24 protein-coding genes, 1 pseudogene and 1 riboswitch are annotated in these 25,696 nt (G+C 68.2%); of the genes and pseudogenes, 10 read left to right on the forward strand and 15 right to left on the reverse strand.

From position 1 onward, the window contains the following. The first annotated feature begins 16 nt into the window (after nucleotides 1-16). The 7 genes from hyi to F9K07_RS08600 all read left to right on the forward strand — a co-directional run bounded on the left by hyi (nucleotide 17) and on the right by F9K07_RS08600 (nucleotide 7,716). Entirely contained in the window at nucleotides 17-835 is an 819-nt protein-coding gene (hyi, locus tag F9K07_RS08570; protein WP_159591474.1) for a hydroxypyruvate isomerase, read from the forward strand. Beyond that, nucleotides 832-1,743: a 2-hydroxy-3-oxopropionate reductase gene (locus F9K07_RS08575; RefSeq protein WP_159591477.1), complete on the forward strand. Its 912-nt coding sequence runs from the start codon at nucleotides 832-834 to the stop codon at nucleotides 1,741-1,743. Before hyi ends, F9K07_RS08575 begins: the two co-directional genes overlap by 4 nt. A gap of 405 nt (nucleotides 1,744-2,148) precedes the next feature. Then, on the forward strand, nucleotides 2,149-3,474 hold the full coding sequence (locus F9K07_RS08580) for a glycerate kinase type-2 family protein (protein WP_159591480.1): 1,326 nt from the start codon (nucleotides 2,149-2,151) through the stop codon (nucleotides 3,472-3,474). A gap of 91 nt (nucleotides 3,475-3,565) precedes the next feature. Then, a complete protein-coding gene (locus tag F9K07_RS08585; protein WP_159591483.1) occupies nucleotides 3,566-4,240 on the forward strand; it encodes a DUF3348 family protein in 675 nt (224 codons plus the stop codon). Further along, nucleotides 4,237-6,477: a DUF802 domain-containing protein gene (locus F9K07_RS08590; protein WP_159591486.1), complete on the forward strand. Its 2,241-nt coding sequence runs from the start codon at nucleotides 4,237-4,239 to the stop codon at nucleotides 6,475-6,477. The genes F9K07_RS08585 and F9K07_RS08590 overlap by 4 nt, the downstream gene beginning before the upstream one ends. Beyond that, nucleotides 6,477-7,172: an OmpA family protein gene (locus F9K07_RS08595; protein ID WP_159596866.1), complete on the forward strand. Its 696-nt coding sequence runs from the start codon at nucleotides 6,477-6,479 to the stop codon at nucleotides 7,170-7,172. Before F9K07_RS08590 ends, F9K07_RS08595 begins: the two co-directional genes overlap by 1 nt. After that, nucleotides 7,165-7,716, forward strand: a complete 552-nt coding sequence (locus F9K07_RS08600; RefSeq protein ID WP_236581842.1) for a DUF2894 domain-containing protein — start codon at nucleotides 7,165-7,167, stop codon at nucleotides 7,714-7,716. The genes F9K07_RS08595 and F9K07_RS08600 overlap by 8 nt, the downstream gene beginning before the upstream one ends. A 14-nt stretch (nucleotides 7,717-7,730) precedes the next feature. Here the strand turns inward: F9K07_RS08600 and F9K07_RS08605 are convergent, their stop codons facing one another. From F9K07_RS08605 to F9K07_RS08620, 4 genes are all read right to left on the reverse strand, one after another. Beyond that, on the reverse strand, nucleotides 7,731-8,246 hold the full coding sequence (locus F9K07_RS08605) for a hypothetical protein (protein WP_159591492.1): 516 nt from the start codon (nucleotides 8,244-8,246) through the stop codon (nucleotides 7,731-7,733). 234 nt (nucleotides 8,247-8,480) lie between these two features. Further along, nucleotides 8,481-8,918: a VOC family protein gene (locus F9K07_RS08610; RefSeq protein WP_159591495.1), complete on the reverse strand. Its 438-nt coding sequence runs from the start codon at nucleotides 8,916-8,918 to the stop codon at nucleotides 8,481-8,483. Between the two features lie 222 nt (nucleotides 8,919-9,140). Further along, nucleotides 9,141-9,902, reverse strand: coding sequence for an ABC transporter permease (locus F9K07_RS08615; RefSeq protein WP_159596867.1), 762 nt, complete (start codon nucleotides 9,900-9,902; stop codon nucleotides 9,141-9,143). Nucleotides 9,903-9,904: 2 nt separating this feature from the next. Further along, the gene (locus F9K07_RS08620) at nucleotides 9,905-10,885 is read right to left on the reverse strand and encodes an ABC transporter ATP-binding protein (protein WP_159591498.1); all 981 of its coding nucleotides are present in this window, start codon (nucleotides 10,883-10,885) and stop codon (nucleotides 9,905-9,907) included. Between the two features lie 55 nt (nucleotides 10,886-10,940). On the opposite strand from F9K07_RS08620, the gene F9K07_RS08625 reads away from it, so the two are divergent. Further along, complete coding sequence (locus tag F9K07_RS08625) at nucleotides 10,941-12,035, forward strand: PA0069 family radical SAM protein (RefSeq protein WP_159591501.1); 1,095 nt, start codon at nucleotides 10,941-10,943, stop codon at nucleotides 12,033-12,035. A gap of 1 nt (nucleotide 12,036) precedes the next feature. Here the strand turns inward: F9K07_RS08625 and nadE are convergent, their stop codons facing one another. The 11 genes and pseudogenes from nadE to F9K07_RS08675 form a co-directional block, all read right to left on the reverse strand. Next, on the reverse strand, nucleotides 12,037-13,008 hold the full coding sequence (nadE, locus tag F9K07_RS08630) for an NAD(+) synthase (protein ID WP_159591504.1): 972 nt from the start codon (nucleotides 13,006-13,008) through the stop codon (nucleotides 12,037-12,039). Next, a complete protein-coding gene (locus F9K07_RS08635) occupies nucleotides 13,008-13,262 on the reverse strand; it encodes an acyl carrier protein (RefSeq protein WP_159591507.1) in 255 nt (84 codons plus the stop codon). Before F9K07_RS08635 ends, nadE begins: the two co-directional genes overlap by 1 nt. Before the next feature lie 33 nt (nucleotides 13,263-13,295). Beyond that, nucleotides 13,296-14,822 (reverse strand): class I adenylate-forming enzyme family protein, encoded by a 1,527-nt coding sequence (locus tag F9K07_RS08640; RefSeq protein ID WP_236581843.1) that lies wholly within the window; start codon nucleotides 14,820-14,822, stop codon nucleotides 13,296-13,298. After that, a complete protein-coding gene (asnB, locus tag F9K07_RS08645; protein ID WP_159591510.1) occupies nucleotides 14,819-16,759 on the reverse strand; it encodes an asparagine synthase (glutamine-hydrolyzing) in 1,941 nt (646 codons plus the stop codon). The genes F9K07_RS08640 and asnB overlap by 4 nt, the downstream gene beginning before the upstream one ends. Before the next feature lie 30 nt (nucleotides 16,760-16,789). Further along, nucleotides 16,790-17,941: a hypothetical protein gene (locus F9K07_RS08650; protein ID WP_159591513.1), complete on the reverse strand. Its 1,152-nt coding sequence runs from the start codon at nucleotides 17,939-17,941 to the stop codon at nucleotides 16,790-16,792. Next, complete coding sequence (locus F9K07_RS08655) at nucleotides 17,928-18,197, reverse strand: acyl carrier protein (protein WP_159591516.1); 270 nt, start codon at nucleotides 18,195-18,197, stop codon at nucleotides 17,928-17,930. The genes F9K07_RS08650 and F9K07_RS08655 overlap by 14 nt, the downstream gene beginning before the upstream one ends. A 10-nt stretch (nucleotides 18,198-18,207) precedes the next feature. After that, a complete protein-coding gene (locus F9K07_RS08660; RefSeq protein WP_159591519.1) occupies nucleotides 18,208-19,251 on the reverse strand; it encodes a 3-oxoacyl-ACP synthase III family protein in 1,044 nt (347 codons plus the stop codon). A 135-nt stretch (nucleotides 19,252-19,386) separates the two neighbouring features. Beyond that, complete coding sequence (locus F9K07_RS31790; protein ID WP_328794062.1) at nucleotides 19,387-19,620, reverse strand: oxidoreductase-like domain-containing protein; 234 nt, start codon at nucleotides 19,618-19,620, stop codon at nucleotides 19,387-19,389. Then, nucleotides 19,615-19,845: pseudogene (locus F9K07_RS31795) on the reverse strand (DUF1653 domain-containing protein); the annotation flags it as partial. The gene F9K07_RS31790 and the pseudogene F9K07_RS31795, both read right to left, overlap by 6 nt. A 17-nt stretch (nucleotides 19,846-19,862) precedes the next feature. Then, nucleotides 19,863-21,728, reverse strand: a complete 1,866-nt coding sequence (gene thiC, locus F9K07_RS08670; RefSeq protein ID WP_159591525.1) for a phosphomethylpyrimidine synthase ThiC — start codon at nucleotides 21,726-21,728, stop codon at nucleotides 19,863-19,865. A gap of 131 nt (nucleotides 21,729-21,859) precedes the next feature. After that, nucleotides 21,860-21,974, reverse strand: a riboswitch (TPP riboswitch). 153 nt (nucleotides 21,975-22,127) lie between these two features. Then, a complete protein-coding gene (locus F9K07_RS08675) occupies nucleotides 22,128-22,943 on the reverse strand; it encodes a mechanosensitive ion channel family protein (protein WP_159591528.1) in 816 nt (271 codons plus the stop codon). 147 nt (nucleotides 22,944-23,090) lie between these two features. Between F9K07_RS08675 and F9K07_RS08680 the strand changes: the two genes are divergently transcribed. Further along, nucleotides 23,091-23,873: a spermidine synthase gene (locus F9K07_RS08680; RefSeq protein WP_236581849.1), complete on the forward strand. Its 783-nt coding sequence runs from the start codon at nucleotides 23,091-23,093 to the stop codon at nucleotides 23,871-23,873. A gap of 7 nt (nucleotides 23,874-23,880) precedes the next feature. Beyond that, nucleotides 23,881-25,692, forward strand: a complete 1,812-nt coding sequence (locus F9K07_RS08685) for a GspE/PulE family protein (RefSeq protein WP_159591531.1) — start codon at nucleotides 23,881-23,883, stop codon at nucleotides 25,690-25,692. The last annotated feature ends 4 nt before the right edge of the window (nucleotides 25,693-25,696 follow it).

Consider the following 25,696-nt stretch of genomic DNA (forward strand, 5'->3'; position numbering starts at 1 on the left):
ACAAGGACACGACACCATGCTGCAATTCGCCGCCAACCTCTCCATGCTCTGGAACGAGCTGCCCTTCCTCGACCGTTTTGCCGCCGCCGAGCGCGCGGGCTTCCGGGCCGTGGAGTTTCTGTTTCCCTACGACTTCACGGTCGACGAGATCGCACAGCGCCTGCAGCAGCACCAGTTGCAGCTCGTGCTGCACAACCTGCCCGCGGGCGACTGGGCCGGCGGTGAACGCGGCTTCGCCTCGCTGCCCGGGCGCGAGGACGAATTCCGCGCCGGTGTCGCGCTGGCCTTGCAATACGGCAGCGCCCTGGGCACGCCGAATCTGCACTGCATGGCGGGCATTCCGCCCCAGGGCGTGAGCGTTGCCCAGGCACACGCCACGCTGGTGAGCAACCTGCGCTACGCGGCGGCAGAGGCGAAACGCCACGGCATCCGCTTGCTGCTCGAACCCATCAACGCGTTCGACATGCCGGGCTTTTTCGTGAACCGCCCGCGCCAGGCGATCGCGATCCTGGACGAGGTGGGTTCGGACAATCTCTACCTGCAGTACGACATCTACCACGCGCAGCGCACGGAGGGCGAGCTGGCCAACACCATCCAGGACCTGCTGCCGCGCATTGCGCACATGCAACTGGCCGACACGCCCGGCCGCCACGAACCGGGCACCGGTGAAATCCACTACCGCTACCTGTTCGACCACATCGACGCGCTGGGCTACAGCGGCCACATCGGTTGCGAATACAAGCCGCGCGATCCGAGCCCGGGTGGCACGGACCGAGGCCTGGCCTGGTTGGCCGCGCACGGACAGAGCCTGGAGCTGCAAGGAGAGCCGGCATGACGAACAAGGACGGACTCAAGGTCGGCTTCATCGGCCTGGGCATCATGGGCGCGCCCATGGCGCTGAACCTGCTGAAGGCCGGCCACGCGCTGTTCGTGGCCAGCCGGGGCAAGGTGCCCGAGGTGTTCGCGCAAGAGGGTGCGACCATCTGCACCAACGCCACCGAGGTGGCCCGGCGCGCCGACATCGTCGTGATCATGGTGCCCGACACGCCGCACGTCGACGATGTGCTGTTCGGGGAGAACGGTGTGGCCAAGGGCCTCGCACCGGGCAAGCTGGTGATCGACATGAGCTCGATCAGCCCGATGGCCACCAAGTCCTTCGCCCAGAAGATCCACGCGCTCGGCTGCGACTACCTGGACGCGCCGGTGAGCGGCGGTGAGGTGGGCGCGAAGGCCGCGAGCCTGACCATCATGGTGGGGGGGCCGCAGGCGGCGTTCGACCGCGCCCAGCCTTTGTTCACCGCGATGGGCAAGAACATCACGCTCGTGGGTGGCCACGGCGACGGACAGACCACCAAGGTGGCGAACCAGATCATCGTCGCGCTCAACATCGAGGCGGTGGCCGAGGCGCTGCTGTTTGCGAGCAAGGCGGGGGCGGACCCGGCGAAGGTGCGGGAAGCGCTCATGGGCGGCTTTGCGGCCAGCCGCATTCTGGAGGTGCACGGGGAGCGGATGGTCCGGCGCGCCTTTGCGCCTGGGTTTCGCATCGAGTTGCACCAGAAGGATTTGAATTTGGCTTTGCAGGGGGCTCGGGACTTGGGCGTCGCTTTGCCGCACACGGCGAGTGCGGCGCAGTTGATGCAGAGCTGCGCGGCGCAGGGGATGGCGGGGTTGGATCATTCGGCTTTGTGTCGGGCGCTGGAGTTGATGGCGGGGCATGTGATCGCGGCCGATTCGGTGGCCTGAGGTGTCTTCGCTCTCTTTCTTCTCGGACGCGGTCTTTTCTCTTTCGTGGCGAGCCGGGTCTCGGCCCGGCGGCCGACTCACTTTCTTTGGTCGCCAAAGAAAGTAAGCAAAGAAAGGCGAGCCGAAGACCGGGCCCCTTCGGGGTTCCTTGCGCTGCTCGGTGTGCGGGGAGAAGTTCGCAAACTCGCTTCGCTCAAACACGCGAACTTCTTTTTCCCCGCACCCCTGCGCTGCTCAGCCCGGCCTGACGGCGGAAGGCGGGAGCGGGGTCACCCTCACCCCCGCCCTCTCCCGCACAGCGGGAGAGGGAGCTAACTTCCCCTCCGGCGCGCGTGTCTTGCTCCCTCTCCCGCTGTGCGGGAGAGGGCCGGGGTGAGGGCTCCCACCGCACTAAACTCCACCCCCATGCCGAAAAACACCACCACCCCCAGCCTCAGCGACCCCCGCGCTCTGCTGCGCCACCTGTACGACGTGGCGGTGCAGCGCGCGCTGCCCCTGCACAACACGGCCGCCAGCCTGCCGCCGCCGCCCAAGGGCCGCACGCTGGTGCTGGGCGCGGGCAAGGCCGGTGGCGCGATGGCGCAGGCGGTCGAGGCGCTCTGGCCGGCCGATGCGCCGCTCTCGGGGCTGGTGGTCACGCGCTACCACCACACGCCGCCACGCCCAGCCGGCCTGGCGCAACGCATCGAGGTGGTCGAGGCCTCGCATCCGGTGCCCGACGCGGCCGGCCTGGCCGCCGCGCAACGCATCCTCGCGCTCACCCAGGGCCTGACGGCCGACGATCTGGTGCTCTGCCTCATCTCAGGCGGTGGCTCGGCCTTGCTCACGCTGCCCTGCGAAGGCCTCACGCTCGAAGACAAACAACGCATCAACCGCCAGTTGCTGGAGAGCGGCGCGCACATCGGTGAAATGAACACCGTGCGCAAGCACCTCTCGGCCATCAAGGGTGGGCGCCTGGCCGCAGCCTGCGCGCCCGCGCGCGTGGTCACGCTGACCATCAGCGACGTGCCCGGCGACGACGTGAGCGTGATCGCCAGCGGCCCCACCGTGGCCGACGCGTCCACCTGCGCCGAGGCGCTGGACATCCTGCGCCGCTACGGCATCGACGTGCCACCCGCCGTGCGCGCGCAACTGGAGAGCGGCGCGCTCGAAACCCCCAAGGCCGACGACCCGCGCCTGCAGGGGCATGCGGTGGAGCTCATGGCCACGCCCCAGCAAAGCCTGGAGGCCGCGGCCGACGCCGCGCGCGCCCTGGGCCTGCACGTGGTGGTGCTGAGCGACGAGATCGAAGGCGAGTCGCGCGAGGTCGGCAAGGTGCACGGTGCGCTGGCGCGCTCCACCGCGCTGGGCCGCAGCAGCTTTCCCAGACCCTGCGTCATCTTGAGCGGTGGCGAGACCACGGTCACCGTGCGCCCGCGCGCCGAAGGCCAGGCCAAGGGCCGGGGCGGGCGGGCCGGCGAGTTCTGCCTGGGCCTGGCGCAAGCCCTGGGCGGGCAGGCCGGGGTGTGGGCGCTGGCGGCCGATACCGACGGCATCGACGGCGTAGAGGACAATGCGGGGGCGTTGGTGACGCCCGACACCCTGGCCCGGGCCGGGGCGAAAGGCCTCAAAATCACCGACCACCTGGCCCGCAACGACGCCTACGGTTTCTTCGAACCCCTGGGCGACCTGGTGTTCACCGGGCCCACGCACACCAACGTGAACGACTTCCGGGCCGTGCTGGTGGTGTGACCGCGTTCCGCGCGGCGGCTTTTTGGCCTCCTGCGGAACCTCTTTCAATTTGTTTCTCTTTGTCGAGCCCTAGGGCGTCGGGGAAAGTTCCTTGCGCAGCCATTTCAACCGTTCCGCCCTGGTGCGCCAGCTCACCGGCTGGTTGCCCGCGCCCGAGGAGGCGTCGCGCCAGGACCTGGCCGAACGCCTGGGCGACTGGTTGAACGTGGCCGATGCCATCACCCTGGCCTCGGCCCAGCAGAACCTGCCCAAGCTCGCCACCGCCAGCCGCTTGGAGCGGCCGAAGCCGCCGGGCGATCCCAAGGCCGACCTGGAGCGCGCGCGCGCCACGCTCGCCAAGGCCATCGCCACACCGCCCCAACCGCCCACCGACGCCAGCGACACCGAGTTCGCGCTGCACCACCAGCGCTATCTCGACCACCAGCGCCGCATGGAGATGTCGATCGATGCCCTGCGCGACCACGTGCGCCAGGTGCTGGCGGCGCGCTCGCCCAAGCTGGCGCAGCTCGCCGCCATGGACGCCATGCTCGACCAGATGCTGGGCGGGCGCGAACAGCGCCTGCTGCATGGCGTGCCGGCCATCGTCAAGCTGCGCTTTGCCCAATTGCGCCAGTCGCACCCCGACACTTGGCCCGCGCTGTTCGAACACGACCTGCAGCGCACGCTGCTGGCCGAGCTCGACCTGCGCCTGCAGCCGGTGATGGGCATGGTCGACGCCTTCGGCCAGGAAGAGGCTGGCGCCACCGTTTTGAATTCCATTCCATGAGCCGCAACGCCCAACACCGCATCTTTCTGACCGCCGCCTTCGTCCTCGGCCTGCTGGCCATTCTCTGGGTGGGCTGGGGCTTCGTGGGCACCAGTGCCCTGGCCTTGCTCATGACGGCGTTCATCGCCATCGTGTACCTGGTGGGTGCACACGAGATCCGGCGCTACCGGCAGGCCACCGCCGCGCTCGCGCAGGCCTTGACCCAGGTACCCCAGCCCTTGCAGCGTCTGGACGACTGGCTGGTGCAGGTGCCCGCCGCGATGCAGAACGCGGTGCGCCAGCGCATCGAAGGCGAGCGCGGCGCGCTGCCCGGTCTGGCGCTCACGCCTTACCTGATCGGCCTGCTGGTCATGCTCGGCATGCTCGGCACCTTCCTGGGCATGGTCGTCACCTTCAAGGGCGTGTTGTTCACGCTCGAAGGTTCGGCCGACCTGGAGGCCATCCGCGCCGCGCTGGCCTCGCCCATCAAAGGCCTGGGGCTGGCTTTCGGCACCTCCGTGGTGGGGGTGGCCACCTCGGCGATGCTGGGGCTGATGTCGGCCATTGCCCGGCGCGAACGCGCGCACGCCGTGCGCGAACTCGACGCGCGCATCGCCACGGCGTTGCGGCCCTTCTCGCTGGTGCACCAGCGCCAGGAAACCTTCAGCGCCCTGCAGCAGCAGGCCAGCGCCTTGCCGGCGGTGGCCACGCAGTTGCAAGCGCTCATGGAGCAGATCGACCGGCGCAACCAGCAACTGGACGAACAACTGCTCAGCCGCCAGACACAGTTCCACCGCGAAGCGAGCGAGGCGTACACGCAACTGGCGAGTTCGGTGGAGCGCACGCTCAAGGACAGCCTGAGCGCCAGCGCACGCGAAGCGGGCGCCACGCTGCAGCCCGTGATGGAAAACGCGATGAACGCCATTGCACGGGAGTCCACCCGCCTGCACGAGCGCGTGAGCGAAGCCGTGCAAGCCCAGATGGGCGCGCTCAACGAGCGCTTCGCCGCCACCGCCAGCACCGTGGCCGACGGTTGGGCCACGGCGCTGCAGCAGCACGCACAGACCGGCGAGCAACAGGCGCAAGGCCTGGAGCGCGCGCTCAACAGCTTCACCACCCGCTTCGAAGAACGTTGTGCCGCGCTCATCGATGGCGTGCAGGCATCGGTGACCCGCACGCAGGCCGAACAGGTGGGCCTGGACCAGCAGCGTGTGGCCGCCTGGACGCAGGCCCTGCAGGACAACGCGCGCCAGGGCGAGCAACAGGTGCAAGGCCTGGACCGCGCGCTCAACGCGTTCACGAGTGCCTTCGAAGAACGTTGCGCCGCGCTCATCACCGGCGTGCAAGAGAGCGTAAGCCGCACGCACGCCGAACAGTCCGGCATGGAGCAGCAGAAGCACCTGGCCTGGACCGAGGCCTTGCAAACCACGGCCAGCGCGCTGCAAGCCGAGTGGCGGCAGGCCGGCGCGCAGATGCTGGCGCAACAACAGTCGGCCGCGCAAGCCCTGGAGCAGACCGCCCGCCAATGGCGCGACGAACTCGCCACCTTGCGCAGCGAAGAGGCCGCGCGCGGCCAGGCGGCGGTGCAGCGCCTGGGCGAGCTGCAGTCCTCGCTCAACGAGCAGGTGAGCACGCACCTCGTGACCCTGGGCACCGCGCTCGAAGCGCCCATCACCCGCCTGCTCGATAGCGCGGCCGATGCGCCCAAGGCCGCGGCCGAGGTCATCGCGCAACTGCGCCAGGACATGAGCCAGCTCACCGAGCGCGACAACCTCGCACTGCAGGAGCGCACCAGCCTTATGCAGAACATCGATGCGCTGGTGCAGGGCGTGCAGCAGGCCGCGGCCGAGCAGCGCGCGGCGGTCGAGTCGCTCGTGAGTTCCGCTGGCTCGGTGCTGGAGCAGGTGGGCCGGCAGTTCGCCGAATCCGTGGGCACGCAGGCCGTGCGCGCCGAGGAGGTGGCCACGCAGGTGCAAGGCAGCACCATCGAACTGGCCGCGCTCGGTGAAGCGTTTGGCCACGCCGTGGAACTGTTCTGCAGCACCAACGAGAAACTCATTGAAAGCCTGCAGCGCGTGGAAGGAACGGTGTCGCAGTCGGTCGCGCGAAGCGACGAGCAGCTGAACTACTACGTGGCGCAGGCGCGCGAGGTGATCGACCTGAGCATCACCTCGCAGCAAGGCATTCTGGAAGACATGCACCGGCTGCACCGCCAGGCCACCGCAAAGGCCGAAGGCGAAGTAGGGGCCACGCCGTGATGGTCGATCTCGACGAGCGCGTGCTGGAGGACGACGACGGCATCGAGCGCTCCGCGCCGGTGTGGGCCGTGTTCGGCGACCTCATGGCCGGCCTGGTGGGGGCGTTCGTGCTCATCCTCGTGAGCGTGCTCGCGGTGCAGATGGATCTGGTCACCAGCCTGCAGACCGAGGTGAAGAAGCGCGAGCAGGAGGAGCAGCGGCGCATGGCGCTGGAGAAAGCCCTGGCCGTGCCCTTGCAGAACGGCCGCGTGACGCTGGACAACGGCCGCATCGGCATCAGCGGCAACGTGCTGTTCGCGCTCAACTCCGACGAGCTGCGGCCTGAGGGCCTGCAGGTGCTCAAGAGCCTGGTGCCGCCGCTGCAGGTCTACCTGAAGGAGCGCGACGAGATGCTCATGGTCAGCGGTTTCACCGACGACCGCCCGGTGCAGGCCACCAACCTGCGCTTCACCGACAACCTCGAACTCTCGGCCCAGCGCGCGCTCACCGTCACGCGCGCCTTGATCCAGGCCGGCATGCCGCCGCAGCGTGTGTTCAGCGCGGCCTTCGGCGCGGAGCAACCTGTGGCCGCCAATACCGACGAGAAGGGCCGGGCCTTGAACCGCCGCGTGGAAATCGCGCCGGTGCCCAAGTCCACCAATGGCAGCACCAATGGCAGCACCCAGGGCCCTGCCAAGGGCGGTGCCGGTGGCTGACACCGACGCCGTGCGCGCGCGCTACCGCGAAGCGCTGGCGCGCCGCCTGCAGGCCGCGCCGCCGGCGGTGCAGCGTTGGCTGCACGAGAAGCTGCGAACACGCGGTGAAGGTGAGGGCGAGGCCGAACTGGCATGGGCAAGGGAAACGCCCCCGCCGGCCACACCGACCACAGCGCCGCGGCGCAAGGCGGCCAGCGTGCCACGCAAAAACGCCTCGCCCCTGGCGCTGCTGAGCCAGCAGGACGACGAGGGCACGGTGCGCTCCGAGTTGCGCAGCGCGCAGGCGTTTCGCGAGACCTGGTCGCGCATCTGCGCCGAAAACGACGTGAACCAGGCCGCGCAGCGCGCGCCGGAAAACGCGGGGCCACTCAATTCGCACATGCTGGTGCTGCGCACCCTAAGCCTGATGCGCGAGCTCTCGCCCGACTACCTGCGCCGCTTCATGGCGCACACCGACACGCTGCTATGGCTGGACCAGGCCAGCACACGGCTCAAGGCACCGGCGCCGGTAGGCAAGGCCAAGCCGGCGAGGTCAAAACGCTGAACGGCCGGATGAGATCAGCCCTCGCTTTTCAGCTTGCAGGCCAGCGCAAACGACCGGTGGTGTAGATCCTGCACAAGCTGCTGCACGTAGCCGCAGTCGAAGGCGGCAGCGGGCGCCGTCGCTTGCACACCCACGTAGATCTCGTAGTTCGGATCGCGCAGGGCCTTGAGCTTGTCCAGAGGAATCGCGATGCCGGAGAAGCGCACCGGACCTGGTTCCGGGACGCTGCGCTTTTGGGGCGCCGTCAGCGCGGTCATGCCCGGGCCGTATTCGTCGGCGAACTCGGCCACCAGCACGATGGGCTCGTTCGTCCTCTTCCACGCCTCGGTTGCCTGGGCGGTGAGTTCCAGCACCACGGTGAAGTCGGGGTTCTCGACGAAACGGGGCGACACCGGGTCTGGCTGCGCAGGTATCCCAGGCTTTGCGGGCGCAGGCGCTGTTGCTGCGCCATCGCCGCGTTCGCCACAGCCCGCCAGGACCAGCAGCGCGAGCAGCGCCACGCAGCGCTTCAGGTGGGCAGGTGTCGTCATTGCGGTTGCTCCGTGTCGGTGGTGCTGCGCTGGAGGCGCTCAGCGCATGCGGACCTTGGACGAAGGGACAGAAAATGCCCAGCGAAAAGCGGCAAGCGTCTGTTGACCGGTCACTGGTCGGCCTTTCCCCTGGGCGCCAAGCCGGTTGTGTGGCGGATCACCTGGGGCGGTTCCGCCCCGTTTCCAGAGGGGCACGCACCCCCTTTCATCGCCGCATGGCGCGCCGGGGCGAAGTCAGCCCAGGTCGTCCAGGCCCGGGTTGAACACCACTTCCCACAGGTGCCCATCCGGGTCCTGGAAGTAGCCGGCGTAGCCGCCGTAGAAGGTGTCCTGCGCGGGTTTCACGGTGCGTGCGCCCGCAGCGGCGGCCTGTTGCATCACGGCGTCCACGGCCTCGCGCGAGTCCACGTTGTGGCCGAGCGAAAGCTCCAGCGCGCTCGACGCTTGCGGTGTGGCCGAGAGCAGCGGCAGACCGGTGTCGGCCGCCAGGCTGCGGCGTGGCCACAGCGCGAGCTTCAACCCGTTGTGAAGCTGGAAGAAGGCCACCGCGCCGTTCTCGAATTCCGTGCCGATGATGCCTGGGGTACTCAGCCCCAGGCCGTCGCGGTAAAAGGCGACGGCGCGTTCCAGGTCGTCTACGCCGAGGGTGATGACGGTGATGTGTGCTTGCATCGCGTGGTCTCCTTGGTTGCAGCGTGTGAGACAACACCAGCCAGAGGCGCGATGGGTCTGGCTCCGTCAACTCGAACCTCCACTCCCTCTTCGGCGCGCGTGTCTTAGACCAGAGGCAACGAGGGACGGCTGCGCCGGCCCGAGATGCCGTCCCCCCTCGAAGCGCCGAAGGCGCGCCACAGAGGGGGGAAGCCGCGCAGCGGCGCAGGGGGGAGTTCCAATCTACCTTCGGATCTTGTAGCCGGTCTTGAACACCCAGGCGATGAAGCCCAGGCACAGCGCCATGAAGAGCACGGTCATGCCGGTGCTGGCCACGATGTTGACGTCGGACTCGCCGTAGAACGCCCATCGCAAGCCGCTGATGAGGTAGACCACCGGGTTGAACAGCGAAACCGCCTGCCACACCGGTGGCAGCATGTTGATGGAGTAGAACGCGCCGCCCAGGAAGGTGAGCGGCGTGACCACCAGCAGCGGAATCACCTGCAGCTTCTGGAAATTGTCGGCCCACAGGCCGATGATGAAACCGAACAGGCTGAACGTGATGGCCGTGAGCAGCAGGAAGCCGACCATCCAGACCGGGTGTTCGATGTGGTAGGGCACGAACACACGCGCCGTCAGCAGGATGAGCAGCCCCAGCATGACCGACTTGGTGGCCGCCGCGCCCACGTAGCCGCACAGCACCTCCACCCAAGACACCGGCGCGGACAGCAGTTCGTAGATGGTGCCCGACCACTTGGGCATGTAGATGCCGAACGAGGCGTTGGAAATGCTCTCGCTCAGCAGCGAGAGCATGACCAGGCCGGGGATGATGAAGGCGCCGTAGGTGATGCCGTCGATGTCGCCCATGCGCGAGCCGATGGCGGTGCCGAAGACGATGAAGTAGAGCGAGGTGGTGAGCACCGGCGCGACGATGCTCTGCGTGATGGTGCGGAAGGTGCGCGCCATCTCGAAGCGGTAGATGGCCTTGATGCCGTGGAAGTTCAGGTTCATGCAGGCACCCCCGTGCGGCTGTCTTGGGGTTTGCGGACCAGGCTGACGAAGATGTCTTCCAGCGAGCTCTCGCTGGACTGCAGGTCCTTGAAGTCGATACCCTGCGCGTTGAGCGTGCGCAGCAGCTCGGCGATGCCCGTGTCGTCCTGCTGGGTGTCGAAGGTATAGGTGAGCGTGTGGCCGTCATTGGCGAGGGCCAGCGGCCAGCGCGCGAGCGCTTCGGGCAGTTGCGACATGGCGTGCTGCAAGGTGAGGGTGAGCTGCTTCTTGCCCAGTTTGCGCATGAGCACGTGCTTGTCTTCCACCACGATGAGTTCGCCGTTGTTGATCACGCCGATGCGATCGGCCATGTCTTCGGCCTCTTCGATGTAGTGGGTGGTGAGGATGATGGTGGTGCCACGGTCGCGCAGTTCGCGCACCATGCGCCACATGTCGTGCCGCAATTCCACGTCCACGCCCGCGCTGGGCTCGTCGAGAAAGAGGATCTTGGGTTCGTGCGACAGCGCCTTGGCGATCAGCACGCGGCGCTTCATGCCGCCCGAGAGCGTGAGGATCTTGTTGTCCTTCTTGTCCCACAGCGACAGGTCGCGCAGGATCTTCTCGATGTAGGCCGGGTCGGGCGCCTTGCCGAATAGGCCACGGCTGAAACTCACCGTGGCCCACACCGATTCGAAGGCGTCGGTGTGCAGCTCCTGCGGCACCAGGCCTATGGCCTCACGCGCGCGCCGGTAGTCGCGCACGGTATCAAAGCCGTCCGCGAGCACCACGCCTTCGCTCGCATTGGCGATGCCGCAGACGATGCTGATGAGCGTGGTCTTGCCCGCGCCGTTGGGGCCGAGCAAGGCGAAGATCTCGCCGCGCCGAATGTCGAGGTTGACGTTTTTCAACGCCTGGAAACCACCGGCGTAGGTCTTGCTCACGCCGCGCACGGACACGATGGGGTCGGCAGTGTTCACCGCCTGGGAAGAAAGGGTCATGGAGCCTCCTGAAGCGCTGCACTCTAGCACTGTTTTTGTGTACAGTGACCCTTCCATGCCGAACGTCCACATTCCCATTCAGGCCATCAAGGGCCGGGGCATCAGCCACCAACAGCCGCACCGCTTTCTACGGGACGAGCGCGCGGCGTTCGACGATGGCTGGGGTGCGCTGGACGCCGCGGCGCAGTCGCGCGACGAAGCCGCGCCGCCGGCCACCGAGGTGAGCTGGGAGGACTGCAAGAGCGCGATCACGAAAAACGATTCGCCCGACGTGGGCTTTGCGCTGGGCCTCAACCCCTACCGGGGCTGCGAACACGGCTGCGTGTATTGCTATGCGCGGCCCACGCACAGCTACCTCAATCTCTCGCCGGGGCTGGATTTCGAGACGAAGCTCATCGCCAAGCGCAACCTCGCGGCGGTGCTGCGGCGCGAGCTGGCCAGCCCGCGCCACGTGCCCGGCCTGCTGGCGATCGGCACCGTGACCGACGCCTACCAGCCGATCGAACGCGAACTCAAGCTCACCCGCGAGGCGCTGCAGGTGCTGGCGCAGGCGCAACACCCGCTGGCCATCGTCACCAAGGGCAGCGGCGTGGAGCGCGACGTCGACATCCTCGCGCCCATGGCCGCGCAGGGCTTGGCGGCGGTCTACGTCACCATCACCACGCTCGACCCCAAGCTCGCGCGCATTCTGGAGCCGCGTGCCGCCGCGCCGCACCGGCGTCTGCGCATTCTGCGCACGCTGAGCGAGGCGGGCATCCCGGTGGGCGTGAGCGTGGCGCCGCAGATTCCGTTCATCACCGAAGACATGGAGCAGGTGCTCGAAGCCGCGTGGGACGCGGGCGCGCGCCGTGCCTTCTACACCGTGCTGCGCCTGCCGTGGGAGTTGAGCCCCATGTTCCGTCAGTGGCTCGATCAGCACTACCCCGAGCGCGCGATGCGTGTGATGGCGCGCGTACAGGAGATGCGCGGCGGCAAGGACTACGACGCCGACTTCGCGCAGCGCATGCGCGGCAGCGGCATCTGGGCCGAGCTGATCCGCCAGCGTTTTGACAAGACTTGCACGCGCCTGGGTTTCAACCAGGAGCGCACGCCCTTGAAGACCGAGCTGTTCCGGCCGCAGGCCTTGCGCGCGCAGCAGGAATTGTTTTGACTCAGTCCGGGATCAGTTCGGGAGCGGCGGCCAGGTACTCGGTGGCGCGGCGCTTGGCGCGGATGTCGTCGTAGACGCGCTGGGCCTGGGCCGGCGTCATGTTCAGCGCGAATGCCAGCTCTTCGGCCGAGCGCTCGTGCTCCAGCGCCCACAACGCGAGGTCCATCTGCGCATAGGGCAGCGCGAAGTAGAACTCGTCCTGGCCTTGCGGCAGGGTGTAGGTGTCGGTGGTGGGCACGGCGCTGCAGATAGCCTCGGGCAGTTGAAGGTGGCGCGCCATGGCGTAGACCTGCGTCTTGTAGAGGTGCGCGATGGGTTTTAGGTCGGCCGAACCGTCGCCGTTCTTCACGAAGAAACCCTGGTCGTACTCAAGCCGGTTGGGCGTGCCGACCACCGCGTAATTGAGCCGGTCCGCGTGGTAGTAGTCCATGGTCTTGCGCACGCGCTGCTTGAAGTTCGTGGCGGCCACGATCTGCAGGTATTCGCGCAACGGCAGGCGCACGCTCTGCTGTTCGCCATCCGGTGACTGCACCACCAGCTTGAAGAAGTTGATGCCGCCCTCGACGCCACCGGCGATCACGATCTTGTTCTTCCAGCCGTCGCCGTAGGCGGGCACCACGCGGCGAATGGCCTCGTCGCGCTGTTGGTAGCAGCCCAGGGCTTCGAGCGCGGGCGCGATGTCGTGCACCTGGAACTCGATGCCCAGGTGCTCGGCGAGCTGACGGCCGCGCTCGGTGCTGAAGCCGCTGGAGTCGCGCTCGGGCAGCAGCAGGCCAAAAACCTTCTTCGCGCCCAGCGCACGCACCGAGAGGGCCGCGCACACCGAGCTGTCGATGCCGCCGCTGATCGCCACCACCAGGCCGCGCCGGCGCAGCTTCTGGGTGAGTACCTGCGGAATCCATTGCGCGATGCGCTGCACTTCGGCTTCGCAGTCGAGCGCGAGCGATTCGGGCCCCAGCGGCACCGCGCCCATCACAAGGCCCCTTGCTTGCGCTGCACAAAGGCCTCGATGGCGTTGAGAGAGTCGAGGTTCTCGGGGACCATTTCGTCGTCGCCGATCTTCATGCCATAGGCTTCTTCCAAATGCGCCACCAGTTCCAGGAATCCAGTGGAATCCAGCACCTGGTGCTCAAGGAACGAGTCGTCGTCGCTGGGCGGCACGGCGCCTGCGCCCAGCAGAAAGTTGTCTTCGATGTAGCGCCGTACGTCGGCCTTGATGCTGCTCATGGGAATGTGTCGGAGTGGTGGGTTGAAGGAAAGTCAGGTCAGATCGCGGCGCCGCAGCTTGCCCGATTCGGTCTGCGGCAGTGCGTCGACGAAGACCACGGTCTTGGGTGCCATCCAGCTTTCCAGCCGGGCCAGGCAATGGCGGATGACGTCGCGCTCGGTGAGTGTGGCGCCCTCGCGCGCGCGCACAAAGGCTTTCACGGCCAGCCCGAGGCGTTCGTCGGGCATGTGGGTCACGGCGGCCTCGCGCACGGCGGGCAGTTCGCAGATGGCGTTCTCCACTTCGAGCGGGTAGACCTTTTCGCCTCGCGACTTGAACATGTCGTCGGTGCGGCCCACGCAGTAGAGCCAGCCTTCGGCGTCGCTGCGGAAGAGGTCGCCGGTGCGCAGGGTGTGTTCGCCAGCTCCCGGGCCGGGCGTGATGCGGGTGGAGAGGCCGGCCGGAGCGTTCCAGTAGCCCGGGCTTACGTGCGCGCCGCACAGCACCAGTTCGCCGGTGCTGCCCGCAGGCAGGCGCTGGCCCTGCTCGTCTTCCAGCCAGTGCTGCTGGTGCGCCAGGCCTCGCCCGACGCTCTCGGGCCGTGTGTCGACTTCCTCGTGCGGCAGGTAGCTCGCGCGCATGCATTCGGTGAGGCCGTACATAAGCAGCAGGCGCGCCTGCGGCAGGCGCTGGCGCAGCAGCGCCGTGTGCGCGGCGGGCAGACCGGCCGCGGCGTTGGTGATGAGGCGCAGCGCGCTCAGGTCATGCGCGGCCATGTCCAGCGCCAGCAGGCTGGCCCAGAGCGTGGGCACGCCCGGAAACACGGTGACGCGCCGCGCCGCCAGGTTCTGCAGCAGCCGCACGGGGAAGGCCGCCGAGTTGTCCAGCACCAGCGTGGCACCGATGCCCAGCCCCATGACCACGTGGGACAGGCCATAGCTGAAGGCGGGCGGCAGCGCCAGGCCGATCACGTCCTCGGGCTGCAGATGCAGGTAGGCCTGCACGGCGCGCCAGGCCGCCACCATGTTGCCGTGGGTGAGCATCACCCCCTTGGGCAGCCCGGTGGTGCCCGAGGTGTAGAGCAAGGTGGCCAGGTCACCTGGGCTGCCCGGACCGGTGCCGAAGCGGGCCGTGGCGCTGGGGGTGGGCCAGCCAGGGGTGCCGATGTCGCCCTGCACCCAGACCCGGGGGGCGTTCTGCAGACCGGTCAGCGCGGCTTTCCAGGCGGTGGCCAGCGAGACCTGGGTGAGCAGGGCCCGCGCGCCGGTGTCCCCCAGCACGTGAGCGAGCTTGGCGGCCTTGGTCTGCGCGCCCAGCGGCACCACCACCGCCCCCAGGCGCCACACCGCGTGCAGACTGGCGACGTAATCCACCCCGCTGTCGAGCAGCAGCACCACGCGGTCACCGCGCCCGATGCCGGCGGCGTGCAGCGCGTTGGCGATGCCATTCGCGCGTTCGCCGAGTTCGCGGTAGCTGCACGAGCGCTCGCCCACGACGACGGCGTTCCTCTCGGGCACGTCGAGGCAGCGCGCGTCGAACGCGCTGTGCACGAAGGGTCCGGGCAGGAAGGCCAGGCTCACGCGTTCTCCAGCACGGGGGTGGCAGGCTTGACGAATTGCGCGTGCAGCAGCATGGTGGAAAGCACGCCCACGAAGGCCATGTTGTCGGCAAATCCGGTGGCGCGGCCGGTGGCGCACTTGGCACTGAGCCGCGCCACGGCGGGCGCATCGAACAGGCCGGCGTCGCGCACGCGGGTGTCGCTGAGCAGTTCGGCCACCCAGGGCAGCGGCTGGCCGTTGTGGAAGAAGCTGGCGCTGTCGGGCGAGCGGTAGGGCTGCTTGGTGCGGCGGCCGATCTGCGGCGGCAGCTCGTGCGCGAAGGCCTTGCGCAGCAGCAGCTTTTCGCTGAGACCGCGCATTTTCAGGCGCGGGGGCAGGCGGGCGGCGAACGCGATCACGCGGGGGTCGAGGAAGGGGTAGCGCCCCTCGATGGAGGCGGCCATGGCCATGCGGTCGCCTTGCGCGGCCAGCAGGTAGCCGCTCATGAGCGTGTGCGCTTCGACGTACTGGTCGCGCGCCATCGGCAGCCATTGGTCGAAGCGCTCGGGCAACTGCGCGCGCAGTTGCCCTGCCGGGTCGTGCCGCGCGAGCGCCTGCTGGCGCTCGGGGGTGAAGAAGGCCCAGGCGCGCCGCGTGCTGGACAGCCGGGTCTGGTGCGCGAAGACCGCGTCGTGGCCCGGCACGCGGCTGTCGGTGAAGAAGCGTTGCGACAGCGCGTTGGCGCCACCGGGCGATCGCGCCAGCCAGGGGTAGAGCCGCTCGACGATGCGGGCGCGCCTGGGCGAGTCGGGGCGCTGCGCGACGAAGCGGCGGATCTTCGCTTCCTTGAACAGGTCGTAGCCGCCGAAGACTTCGTCGGCCCCTTCGCCGGTGAGCACCACCTTGTAGCCGGCGGCGCGCACGCTGTCGGCCAGGCGCAGCATGGGCGTGGGGGCGGTGCGCACCAGCGGCGTTTCGGCGTGCCATACGGTGCGAGCGAACGCGGTGGCGATGTCGTGGCGGCTGCAGCCGATGGAGGAGTGCTGCGTATCCAGATGCCGCACCATGCGCTGCTGGTGTTCGCTTTCGTCGAATTCCGGGTCGTCGAAGGTGAGCGAGAAGCTGCGCAGCGGCGCGTCGGTGTGGCGGCGGATGATGGTGGTGAGGATGGACGAGTCCAGGCCACCGCTGAGGTAGGCGCCCACTGGTACGTCGGCCCGCAGCTGCAGGCGGACCGCGTCCACCAACAGGGCGTGCAATTCATCGGCCAGGGCGTCTTCGTCCACCGGCGTGAAGGGGTCGGTGAGCGGGAAATCCCAGTCCCACCAGCGCGTGAGGGTCTGGCCCCGGGCATCGATGGCGAAGCAGTGGCCGGGCGGCAGGCAGTGGATGCCTTCGAACGCGGTGTGCGGCGCCAGCGGTGCCCACCAGCCGAAGGTGGCGGCCAGTCCCGCGCTGTCCAGCGCCCGGGGCACCTCGGGCAGCGCGAACAGGGCCTTGGCTTCGGAGGCGAATGCCAGGCGCTGGCCCACACGGGTCCAGAACAGCGGTCGTATGCCCACGCCGTCGCGTGCCAGCAGCAGGCGCTGTCGCCGCGCGTCCCACAGGCCGAGGGCGAACTGGCCGTTGAGGCGCGAGAGGAAGGCATCGCCCCAGGCCTGGTAGGCCTGCAGCAGCACCTCGGTGTCGGAATCGGTGGCGAAGCGGTGGCCGCACTGGCGCAGTTCGGTGCGCAGTTCGATGTAGTTGAAGATCTCGCCGTTGAAGACCAGTTGCACCTGGCCATCGGCGCTGCCCATGGGTTGCGCGCCGCCTTCGGGGTCGATGATGGCCAGGCGCGCGTGGGCCAGGCCGATGGGGCCTTGGATCCAGGTGCCGCGGCCGTCCGGGCCTCGGTGGCTGAGCGTGCCGATCATGGCGTCGAGCTCGGCCCGTTCGGGGACGCGCCTGGGGTCGAAGACGCCTGCGATGCCGCACATCGTCAGCCCCTCCTCATGGCGCGCTGTGTGTCACAGCGCATCGCCATCGTCGCTCGCGTCGGTGAGGCTCCAGCGGGCCTGGGCCAGAAGCCGGGCCAGTGCCGGGTCGCGCGACTGCACGCCGCACAGGCGGCCTTCGTCGCCGTGCGAGGCCAGGAATCCCGCTTGCGCGGCCACGCGCTGCGCGGCGTGGTCCTGCAGGGTCACGCGCACGCAACTGCAGCGTTGAGCGGCGGCTTCGCGCACGGCTTCGTGCAGCAGGGCGTGCAAGGTGGCATCGCTGTCGTGATGCCAGTCGACCACGTGCAGTTCCGGTCGCCCGCGGTCGTCGGCGCCGATCGACCAGGCGATGAGGCCCACCACCGCGCCCTCGCGCCGCGCCAGGCGCAGCGAGAGGCCGCGGCGCGGGTTGCCCATCAGCCGTTGCTGCAGGTAGGCGCTGTCGCGCCGCAGGCGAACGCAGTCTGCGTCCTGGCCGCTGGGCACTGGCATGGCCGGGTCCAGCCGTGTGGCGCTCTCCACCGTGATACCGCGGGGACGGTGGCGACGCAGTGCGAGCCGCCGAAGCGCGAGTCCACCATTGGCCATCCGCATCACCAGCGGCAGGCCGGCCGCAGCGGGCCAGCGGCGACGCACGAAGGGCGCGAGGTCCAGCGGGTGCGTGAAGGTCAGGCGCGGGGGCAGCGGCTCGAACATGCGGCGCACGATGCCCGCGGAGTTGTGGTTGGCGCCCACCGCCAGCGTGAAGTCGTGGCGAGCGAGCATGGCCTGGTTGAGCCAGATGCCCAGGCCGGACTCCTGCGCTTCGGGACGGATCAGCAGGTCCATGACCTGCGCGCCCGACCAGGATTGGGCACCGAGCTCGGCGCGCAGTGCTTCCACGCCGATGATCGCCATGATCTGGCCCTGTGCCCGCAGGTACCACAGATCACCGAAGCCACCGCTGTCGCGCCCGAGCCGGTAGCGCCAGCGCAGGTAGGCGTGGTCGTCCCAGGCGCCGCGCAGATGTTCCTGCCGCAGCGCGACGATGTCGGGCAGATCGGCCAGCTGTGCGGGCTTCAGGGCGGCGGGCAGGGCTGCGGCCTCCCATCCGAGGCTGCGCGCCACCAGCCGCCCGAGTTTTTCGTGCTCGGGCAGGCGGGCCACGGGCGCGACGGAGCGCCGCACATCAACTGCTTTCAAACAGCACCCCATGCACCCGCAGGAAGGCCAGCACGTCGCCGATGCGGGTCATCTCGCGCGACACCTCGGCGGTCAGTTCCAGGCCGAAGCGCTCGTCGAGCTCGGCCATCAGCATGAGCGCTCCCATGGAGTCCCAGTCGTCGATGGCGTCGCGCTCCAGGTCCGCGTGCAGAGCGTCCACCGGCATGTTGAAGCACTCGGCCAGCATGCCCAAGGCGTCGCTCTCGGAGATCGGGGTCTGTGTTTTTTCACTCATCGGTTGCCTCTCATTGCAAGGCCAGGCCTTCGCCGTCGTCGTGCATCAGCACGGTGTGGCCGTCCACCTGGATCAAGGCCGAGGCCCAGGACAGACCCACGCCGTAACCCAGCAACATCCAGTGCTGGCGCTGACCGGTGGCCGGCGGGCTCAGGCGACGCGTCATGGCCACCGCCACCGAAGGGCCACCGCAATTGCCGCTGTCTTCGATCGACAAGGGCACGCGGTCCTCAGGCAGACCGCTCTTTTTCATGAGGTGCTTCATGATGAAGCGGTTCGATTGGTGGAACACGAACGCATCTACGTCGGCCACGGTCTTGCCCGCGAACGCCAAGGTCTCGGCAATCAGCGGGGGCACGCGCTTGATGGTGAAGTTGAAGATCGCCGCGCCGTCCATTTCGAGAAATCGGTGGCGCGGGTTGGCGGGCTCGCGGTCGCGGAAGCCGCCGCCGCGCAGGATCAGGCCCTCGGCACCGCTGCCATCGGTGTGCAGCACGAATTGCCCACCGGCGCCCGGACTGTCGTCGAGCTCCAGCGCTGTGGCAGAGCCCGCGTCGCTGAACAGCAGCACGGTGGCCTGGTCCTCGGGGCTCACGAAGCGGCTGGGCGTCTCGCCGTGCAGCATCAGCACGCGCTGGTGCCCGCCGCCGCGCAGCATGGTGGCCGCGATGTACAGGCCGTAGGGATAACCGGAGCAGCCCAGGCCGACGTCGAAGGCGGCGCAAGTGTCCGGCAGGCCCAGCCGCTGTTGCAGCAGACAGGCTGTGGAGGGCAGGAAGTGGTCTGGCGTTTGGGTGACGAAGATGAGCGCGCTCACGGTTTCGGGAGCCCAGCCCAGCCGCTCCATCAGGCGCGAGGCGGCGCGATGGCACAGGTCGGCCGAGGTGACCGACGGCGCAACGACGCGGCGCTCACGCACCCCCGCCATGGCCACCACCTTGCGCACATCCTCCGGTGGGAAGCCGAGAGTGGGGTCCAGGTTGTCGACGACCGCGGGAGGAAGACAGGTGCTGATCCCCGAAATACGGAATCCGCCGATGTTGGACTGGCTCACCCCAGGGTTCCTCCGCTCATTCTTGGGTTGGAAAGCCCGGCGGCGTCCCGCGCGCCGCGCGGGTTGCCGAGCGTCCAGCAGTATACGAGGCAGGTCTAAAGACTGGGGTATGCAGGCCGGAAGACGGGTGATATGTCACGAAATGCGCTGCAATGCGTCCTCGCGCCAGAACTGGAGCGCCGCGTAGTAGCCCTCCCACACGCAGCCGTTGCAGCCGCGTTCGCAGCAGGTGGTGGGTTCGGGCGGTGGCGCACGCAGCGCGGTGTCGAGATCGATCCCTTGTTGCCGCGCCCGGCTTCGCAGGTGGAACACCAGCGCTTGCGCGGTGGGCAGGTCCACCAGAGGAACGCTCAGAGGATCGTGCTGCACAAAGCGCGGCTGCTCGCGCCCTTCGAAAACCGCCACCTCGGCGAACATCGCCGCCGGCCGCACCCACAGCGCCCAGCCCCCGTACAGCGCGCGGTACAGCGTCATGCCCTGCAGGTCTTCGCTGTGGCGCACCGTGTCGAGCACCTCGTACCAGCGGCCCTTGTAGTGGCGGTACAGGCCGGGTGGGGTGGGATGCAATGGGGGCAGGTCGTCGGGCTCGGGCATGGCGGCGAGTGTAGACGTCAGGCCTTGATAGCAATGACGGGCTTGGGCACATAGAAGGCACCGCCCGCGGCCTTGAACGCGGCCGATTTCTCCGCCATGCCGCGCTCGGCGTACTCGCGCACATCCTGCGTGATCTTCATCGAGCAGAACTTCGGCCCGCACATGCTGCAGAAGTGCGCTTCCTTGCTGCTGTCCTTGGGCAAGGTCTCGTCATGGAAGTCGCGCGCGGTCTCCGGGTCCAGGCCGAGGTTGAACTGGTCGTGCCAGCGAAACTCGAAGCGCGCCTGGCTCATGGCGTCGTCGCGCGCGCGGGCGCCGGGGTGGCCCTTGGCGATGTCGGCGGCATGGGCGGCGATCTTGTAGGCGATCAGGCCTTGCTTCACGTCGTCGCGGTCGGGCAGGCCCAGGTGTTCCTTGGGCGTGACATAACAAAGCATGGCCGTGCCCATCCAGCCGATCATGGCCGCGCCAATGGCGGAGGCGATGTGGTCGTAGCCCGGCGCGATGTCGATGGTGAGCGGGCCCAGGGTGTAGAACGGCGCTTCGTGGCAGTGCTTCAGCTGCTCGTCCATGTTGGCCTGGATCAGGTGCATCGGCACGTGGCCCGGGCCTTCGATCATGGTCTGCACGTCGTGCTGCCACGCGGTCTGCGTGAGTTCGCCCAGGGTCTTGAGTTCGGCGAACTGGGCCTCGTCGTTCGCGTCGGACGCGCTGCCCGGACGCAAGCCGTCGCCGAGCGAGAAGCTCACGTCGTACGCCTTCATGATCTCGCAGATCTCCTCGAAGTGCGTGTACAGGAAGCTCTCCTGGTGGTGCGCGATGCACCACTTGGCCATGATGGAGCCGCCGCGCGATACGATGCCCGTGCGCCGGTTCGCCGTGAGGTGAATGAACGGCAGGCGCACGCCGGCGTGGATGGTGAAGTAGTCCACCCCTTGCTCGGCCTGTTCGATCAGCGTGTCCCGGTAGACCGACCAGCTGAGGTCTTCGGCCACACCGCCCACTTTCTCCAGTGCCTGGTAGATCGGTACCGTGCCGATGGGCACGGGCGAATTGCGCACGATCCAGTCGCGCGTGGTGTGGATGTTGCGGCCGGTGGAGAGGTCCATCACGTTGTCCGCGCCCCAGCGGATCGCCCATACCAGCTTGTCCACCTCTTCCTCGATGCTGGAGGTGACGGCCGAGTTGCCGATGTTGGCGTTGACCTTGACGAGGAAATTGCGCCCGATCGCCATCGGCTCCACCTCGGGGTGGTTGATGTTGGCCGGGATGATGGCGCGGCCGCGCGCCACTTCGTCGCGCACGAATTCGGGCGTGATCAACGCCGGGATGCGCGCGCCCATGGGGTTGCCGCGCAGGCGCTGTTCGCGGCCTGCGTCGGCCAGGTACTGGGCCATCCACTCGCGTTGGCCGTTCTCGCGCACCGCCACGTATTCCATCTCGGGTGTGACGATGCCGCGGCGCGCGTAGTGCATCTGCGTCACGTTCATGCCGCTGCGCGCGCGCTGCGGCGTGCGCTGCAGGCCGGCGGCCTGCGTGCGCAGGGCCTCGATGCGTTCGATGGTGGTGTTGTTCTGCTGCGCTTCGTTCTTGATGCCGTCGTCCAGCGCCTGGCGCGCGCGGCCTTCGTAGGTCTCGGTGTCGCCACGCGCGGCTATCCATGCGCCGCGCACGTCGGGCAGGCCACGTGTCACGTCGATGGGGGCCGATGGGTCCGAGTAGGGGCCCGAGGTGTCGTAGACCACGACGCGTTCGCCGTTGGTGAGCGCGATCTCGCGCATGGGCACGCTCACGCCAGGCTGTTGGCCGGGCACGTGGATCTTGCGGGAAGCGGGGAAAGGTTCGCGGCTGAGGGCGAACGGGATTTTTTCGGGGGCATTCATGGGGCAGGTCTCCGGTGGCGGTGGATGAACATCGGTCAAACAACGCTCCGGAGGACCGCCCCCAGGGTGGCAGGTGCGGGCGCGTGGCCCTCCCCCGTTGGATGGGAGGTTGGGCCAGGCCCGCATGCCGCTGCGGGGACATGCGCTCTTCTTTCGCCGGTACTAACCGGATCAAGTTCACGGGTTCGGCTTTCAAGCCGTCTCAGCGCCAGACCCTTGCAGGCCCGTGCACCCCGGAGCAGGGCGCAGTGTACTTCGGCCTCGCCCTGTTGCATCTGAAAGCTGGTCGCGTTTCGGGTACTCGATGCGTTGCGCTTCACGCCACTACCTCGCGAGGCGCGGACACCCGCGGAGCCGGGCACCCCGGTCGCCGCCGACCGATGCAGCCGGAGAAAGAACTCAGACGGCCACAGTACGGTGCAACACCGGCGTCTCCGGCACCGGATACCCCGCCGCGCCAAAGGTGCTCACCACCGCCTTGTGCGTGTCGAAGTAGACCTGCCAGTAGTGGTCGGTGTGCGTGTAGGGCCGCACGCACAGCAAGGGCCCTTCGGGTGTGAACTGGAGAATCTCCACATCGGGCGGGGGCGATGTGACCACGTTGGGAATGGCCGCCACCGCCGTGCGCAGGCGTGCCATCGCGTCGTTCACGTCCACGCCGTTGGCCACCTTGGCCACGCAGTCGACGCGGCGGTACGGCTCCTGGCTGAAGTTCTGGATGTTGTCGGCGAACACCTTGTTGTTGCCCACGATCGTCGTCACGTTGTCGGGTGTGAGGATGGTGGTGGCGAACAGGCCGAGCTCCTTCACCGTGCCCGTGGTGCCGCCGGCGCAGATGAAGTCGCCCACCTTGTAGGGCCGCAACACCTGCAGGAAGATGCCCGCCGCGAAATTGGCGAGCATGCCGCTCCAGGCCACGCCGATCGCCAGGCCCGCGCCGGCCAGCAAGGCCGCGAACGAGGTGGTGCGCACGCCGAAGATGTCCAGGATCGCGAGGATCAGGACGATGGTCAGCAGCACCGAGAGGATGGACTTGAGGTACTGGATCAGCGTCTGGTCGAGCTTGCGGCCCTTTTCCATGGCCTTGCCGATCAGCCCGACGGCGATGCCGATCAGCCAGCGTCCGACGACCCACGCCGCAATGGCGCCGAGCAGCTTGAGGCCGAAGTCGGCCCCCTGGGTGACAAGAAAACCCCAGATGACTTCCGTGTTCATAATGAGCCCTCCAAAAGACAACCACCAAACGATGCAGCGCTTGTTTCACCGATCCGGGATGGCAGATTCCTTCTTCTTCGTGGTCCCGCTCCCGACGGCCGACGCATTGTGCTCTCGGAGCGCCATTTTTGCAGCCATGGTGGTCGCATGAAGATGGGGGCCAACGCCGCCGCCCGGCAACGCCGCACGGTGCAGACCCTGCCCGAGGTCACCATCTCCGAAGACAGCGAAGTCCGCTTCCTGCATCTGGGCACCGAATGGATCCAGGGCTCCATGCTGCTGGACCAGCCGTTCGAGATCGAGCTCGACTACGTGCGCCGCATGATGGCCTGGTTGCTGTTCGTCGAGCCCGATTCGGTGCCCAAGCGCCGCGCGCTGCAGCTCGGCCTGGGCTCGGCCGCGCTCACCAAGTTCTGCTTCAAGAAGCTGCGCATGGACACGACCGCGATCGAGATCAATCCGCAGGTGCTGGCCGTGTGCCGCCAATGGTTCAAGCTGCCGGCCGATGGACCGCGCCTGCGCGTGCTCCTGGCCGACGCAGGTGAGGAGATCCGCCGCGCGCCCCACATCGGCGCCTACGACGCGCTGCAGGTCGACCTGTACGACCACGAGGCCGCCGCGCCCGTGCTCGACAGCCCCGACTTCTACGCCGATTGTCGCCACGCGCTCACCGACGATGGGTGCATGACGGTCAACCTCTTTGGCCGGGACGCGAGCTACGAACGCTCGTTGCAGAGCATCTGCGCCGCGTTCGGCGCGGATGCGGTGTGGGCCTTCAAGCCGACGCGCGAAGGCAACACCATCGTGCTGGCCCAGCGCACGGCCGAGCGGCCCACGCGCATGGCGCTGCTGGCCCGCGCCGAAGCGGTGAACGCGCGCTGGGGCCTGCCCGCCGAGAAATGGCTGCGCCTGTTCAAACCCGTATCCTGAGGGCCGCATGACGACCTTGCCCAAGCCATCGGCGCAGAAGAACTTCGACGGTCCGCTCGACTGGCGCACCCTGGTGGGCTGGCTGCGCGAGGACGGCGTGATCGGCCCCGAAGAGGCCGAGCGCACGATCGCGCGTTGCGCGTCCGCGCACAGTTCGCAGCACCCGCTGCAGCGCCTGGCGGTGGTGGGCATGGCGCGCGCGTCCGACCGGCATGTGCTCGACGTGGAGGCCCTGGCGCAATGGCTCGCGCAACGCAGTGGCCTGGCCTACATGCGCATCGACCCGCTCAAGGTCGACGTGGGCAAAGTGGCCGACGTGATGAGCGCGGCCTATGCCGAGCGGCACAAGGTGCTGCCGGTGATGGTGAGCCCGACCGAGGTGGTGGTGGCCACGGCCGAGCCCTTCATCCGCGACTGGGTGCCCGAGGTGGAGCGCCAGACCAAGCGCGCGGTGCGCCTCGTGCTGGCCAGCCCGCAGTCGATCAAGAGCTTCACCGGTGAATTCTTCGCGCTGGCCAAGTCGGTGCGCGCGGCGAGCAAGAGCGGCGGGCAGGGCGGCTTCGGCAGCTTCGAGCAACTGGTCGAACTGGGCAAAGCCAACAAGCAACTCGACGCCAACGACCAGGGCGTGGTGCAGGTGGTGGACTGGCTTTGGCAATACGCCTTCGACCAGCGCGCAAGCGACATCCACCTGGAGCCCCGGCGCGAGCAGGGCGTGATCCGCTTTCGCATCGACGGCGTGCTGCACCCGGTGTACCAGATGCCGATGGGTGTGATGAACGCGATGACCGCGCGCATCAAGCTCCTGGGGCGCATGGACGTGGTGGAGCGCCGCCGCCCGCAGGATGGCCGCATCAAGACGCTGCGCCCCGGCGTGGGCGGCGCCCGAGGCGACGAAGTGGAAATGCGCCTGTCCACGCTGCCCACCGCATTCGGCGAAAAGCTGGTCATGCGCATCTTCGACCCCGAGTCGACCGTGAAAGACCTGAGCGCGCTGGGCTTCAACACGCACGACGCGCAACGCTGGGAAAGCCTCACCAAACACCCGCATGGCATCGTCCTCGTGACCGGCCCGACCGGCTCGGGCAAGACCACCACGCTGTACGCCACGCTCAAGCGCTTGGCGACCGAAGAGGTCAATGTGAGCACGGTGGAAGACCCGATCGAAATGATCGAACCGGCCTTCAACCAGACGCAGGTGCAGCCGCATCTGGACCTGGACTTCGCGCAGGGCCTGCGCTCGCTGATGCGGCAGGATCCGGACATCATCATGGTCGGCGAGGTGCGCGATCTGGCGACGGCGGAAATGGCCGTGCAGGCCGCGCTCACCGGCCACCTGGTGTTCACCACGCTGCACACCAACGACGCGCCCTCGGCCATCATGCGCTTGATGGAATTGGGCATACCGCCTTACCTCATCAACGCCACCGTGCTGGGCGTGCTCGCGCAGCGGCTGGTGCGCACGCTGTGCCCGGCCTGCCGCAAGCCGCAGGACCCGGACGAGACGGCCGCCTCGCGCGCGGCCTTGGCCGAGCTGGTCAAACCCTGGCAGGTCAGCGGCGGCTACCGGCCCTACCAGCCGGTGGGTTGCGTGGACTGCCGCATGACCGGGTTTCGGGGCCGCATGGGCCTGTACGAGTTGCTGGTGGTCACCGAAGCCTTCAAGGACAAGGTCAGCCGCGAGCCGCGCCTGGATGCCTTGCGCCTGCAGGCCGTGCAGGACGGCATGCGCCCGCTGCGCCTGGGCGGTGCGGCGCGCGTGGCGGAAGGCCTGACCACCATGGACGAAGTGCTGGCCTGCACGCCGCCCGTGCAGTAGTTCC

Source organism: Hydrogenophaga sp. BPS33 (assembly GCF_009859475.1).
Taxonomy (GTDB): domain Bacteria; phylum Pseudomonadota; class Gammaproteobacteria; order Burkholderiales; family Burkholderiaceae_C; genus Hydrogenophaga.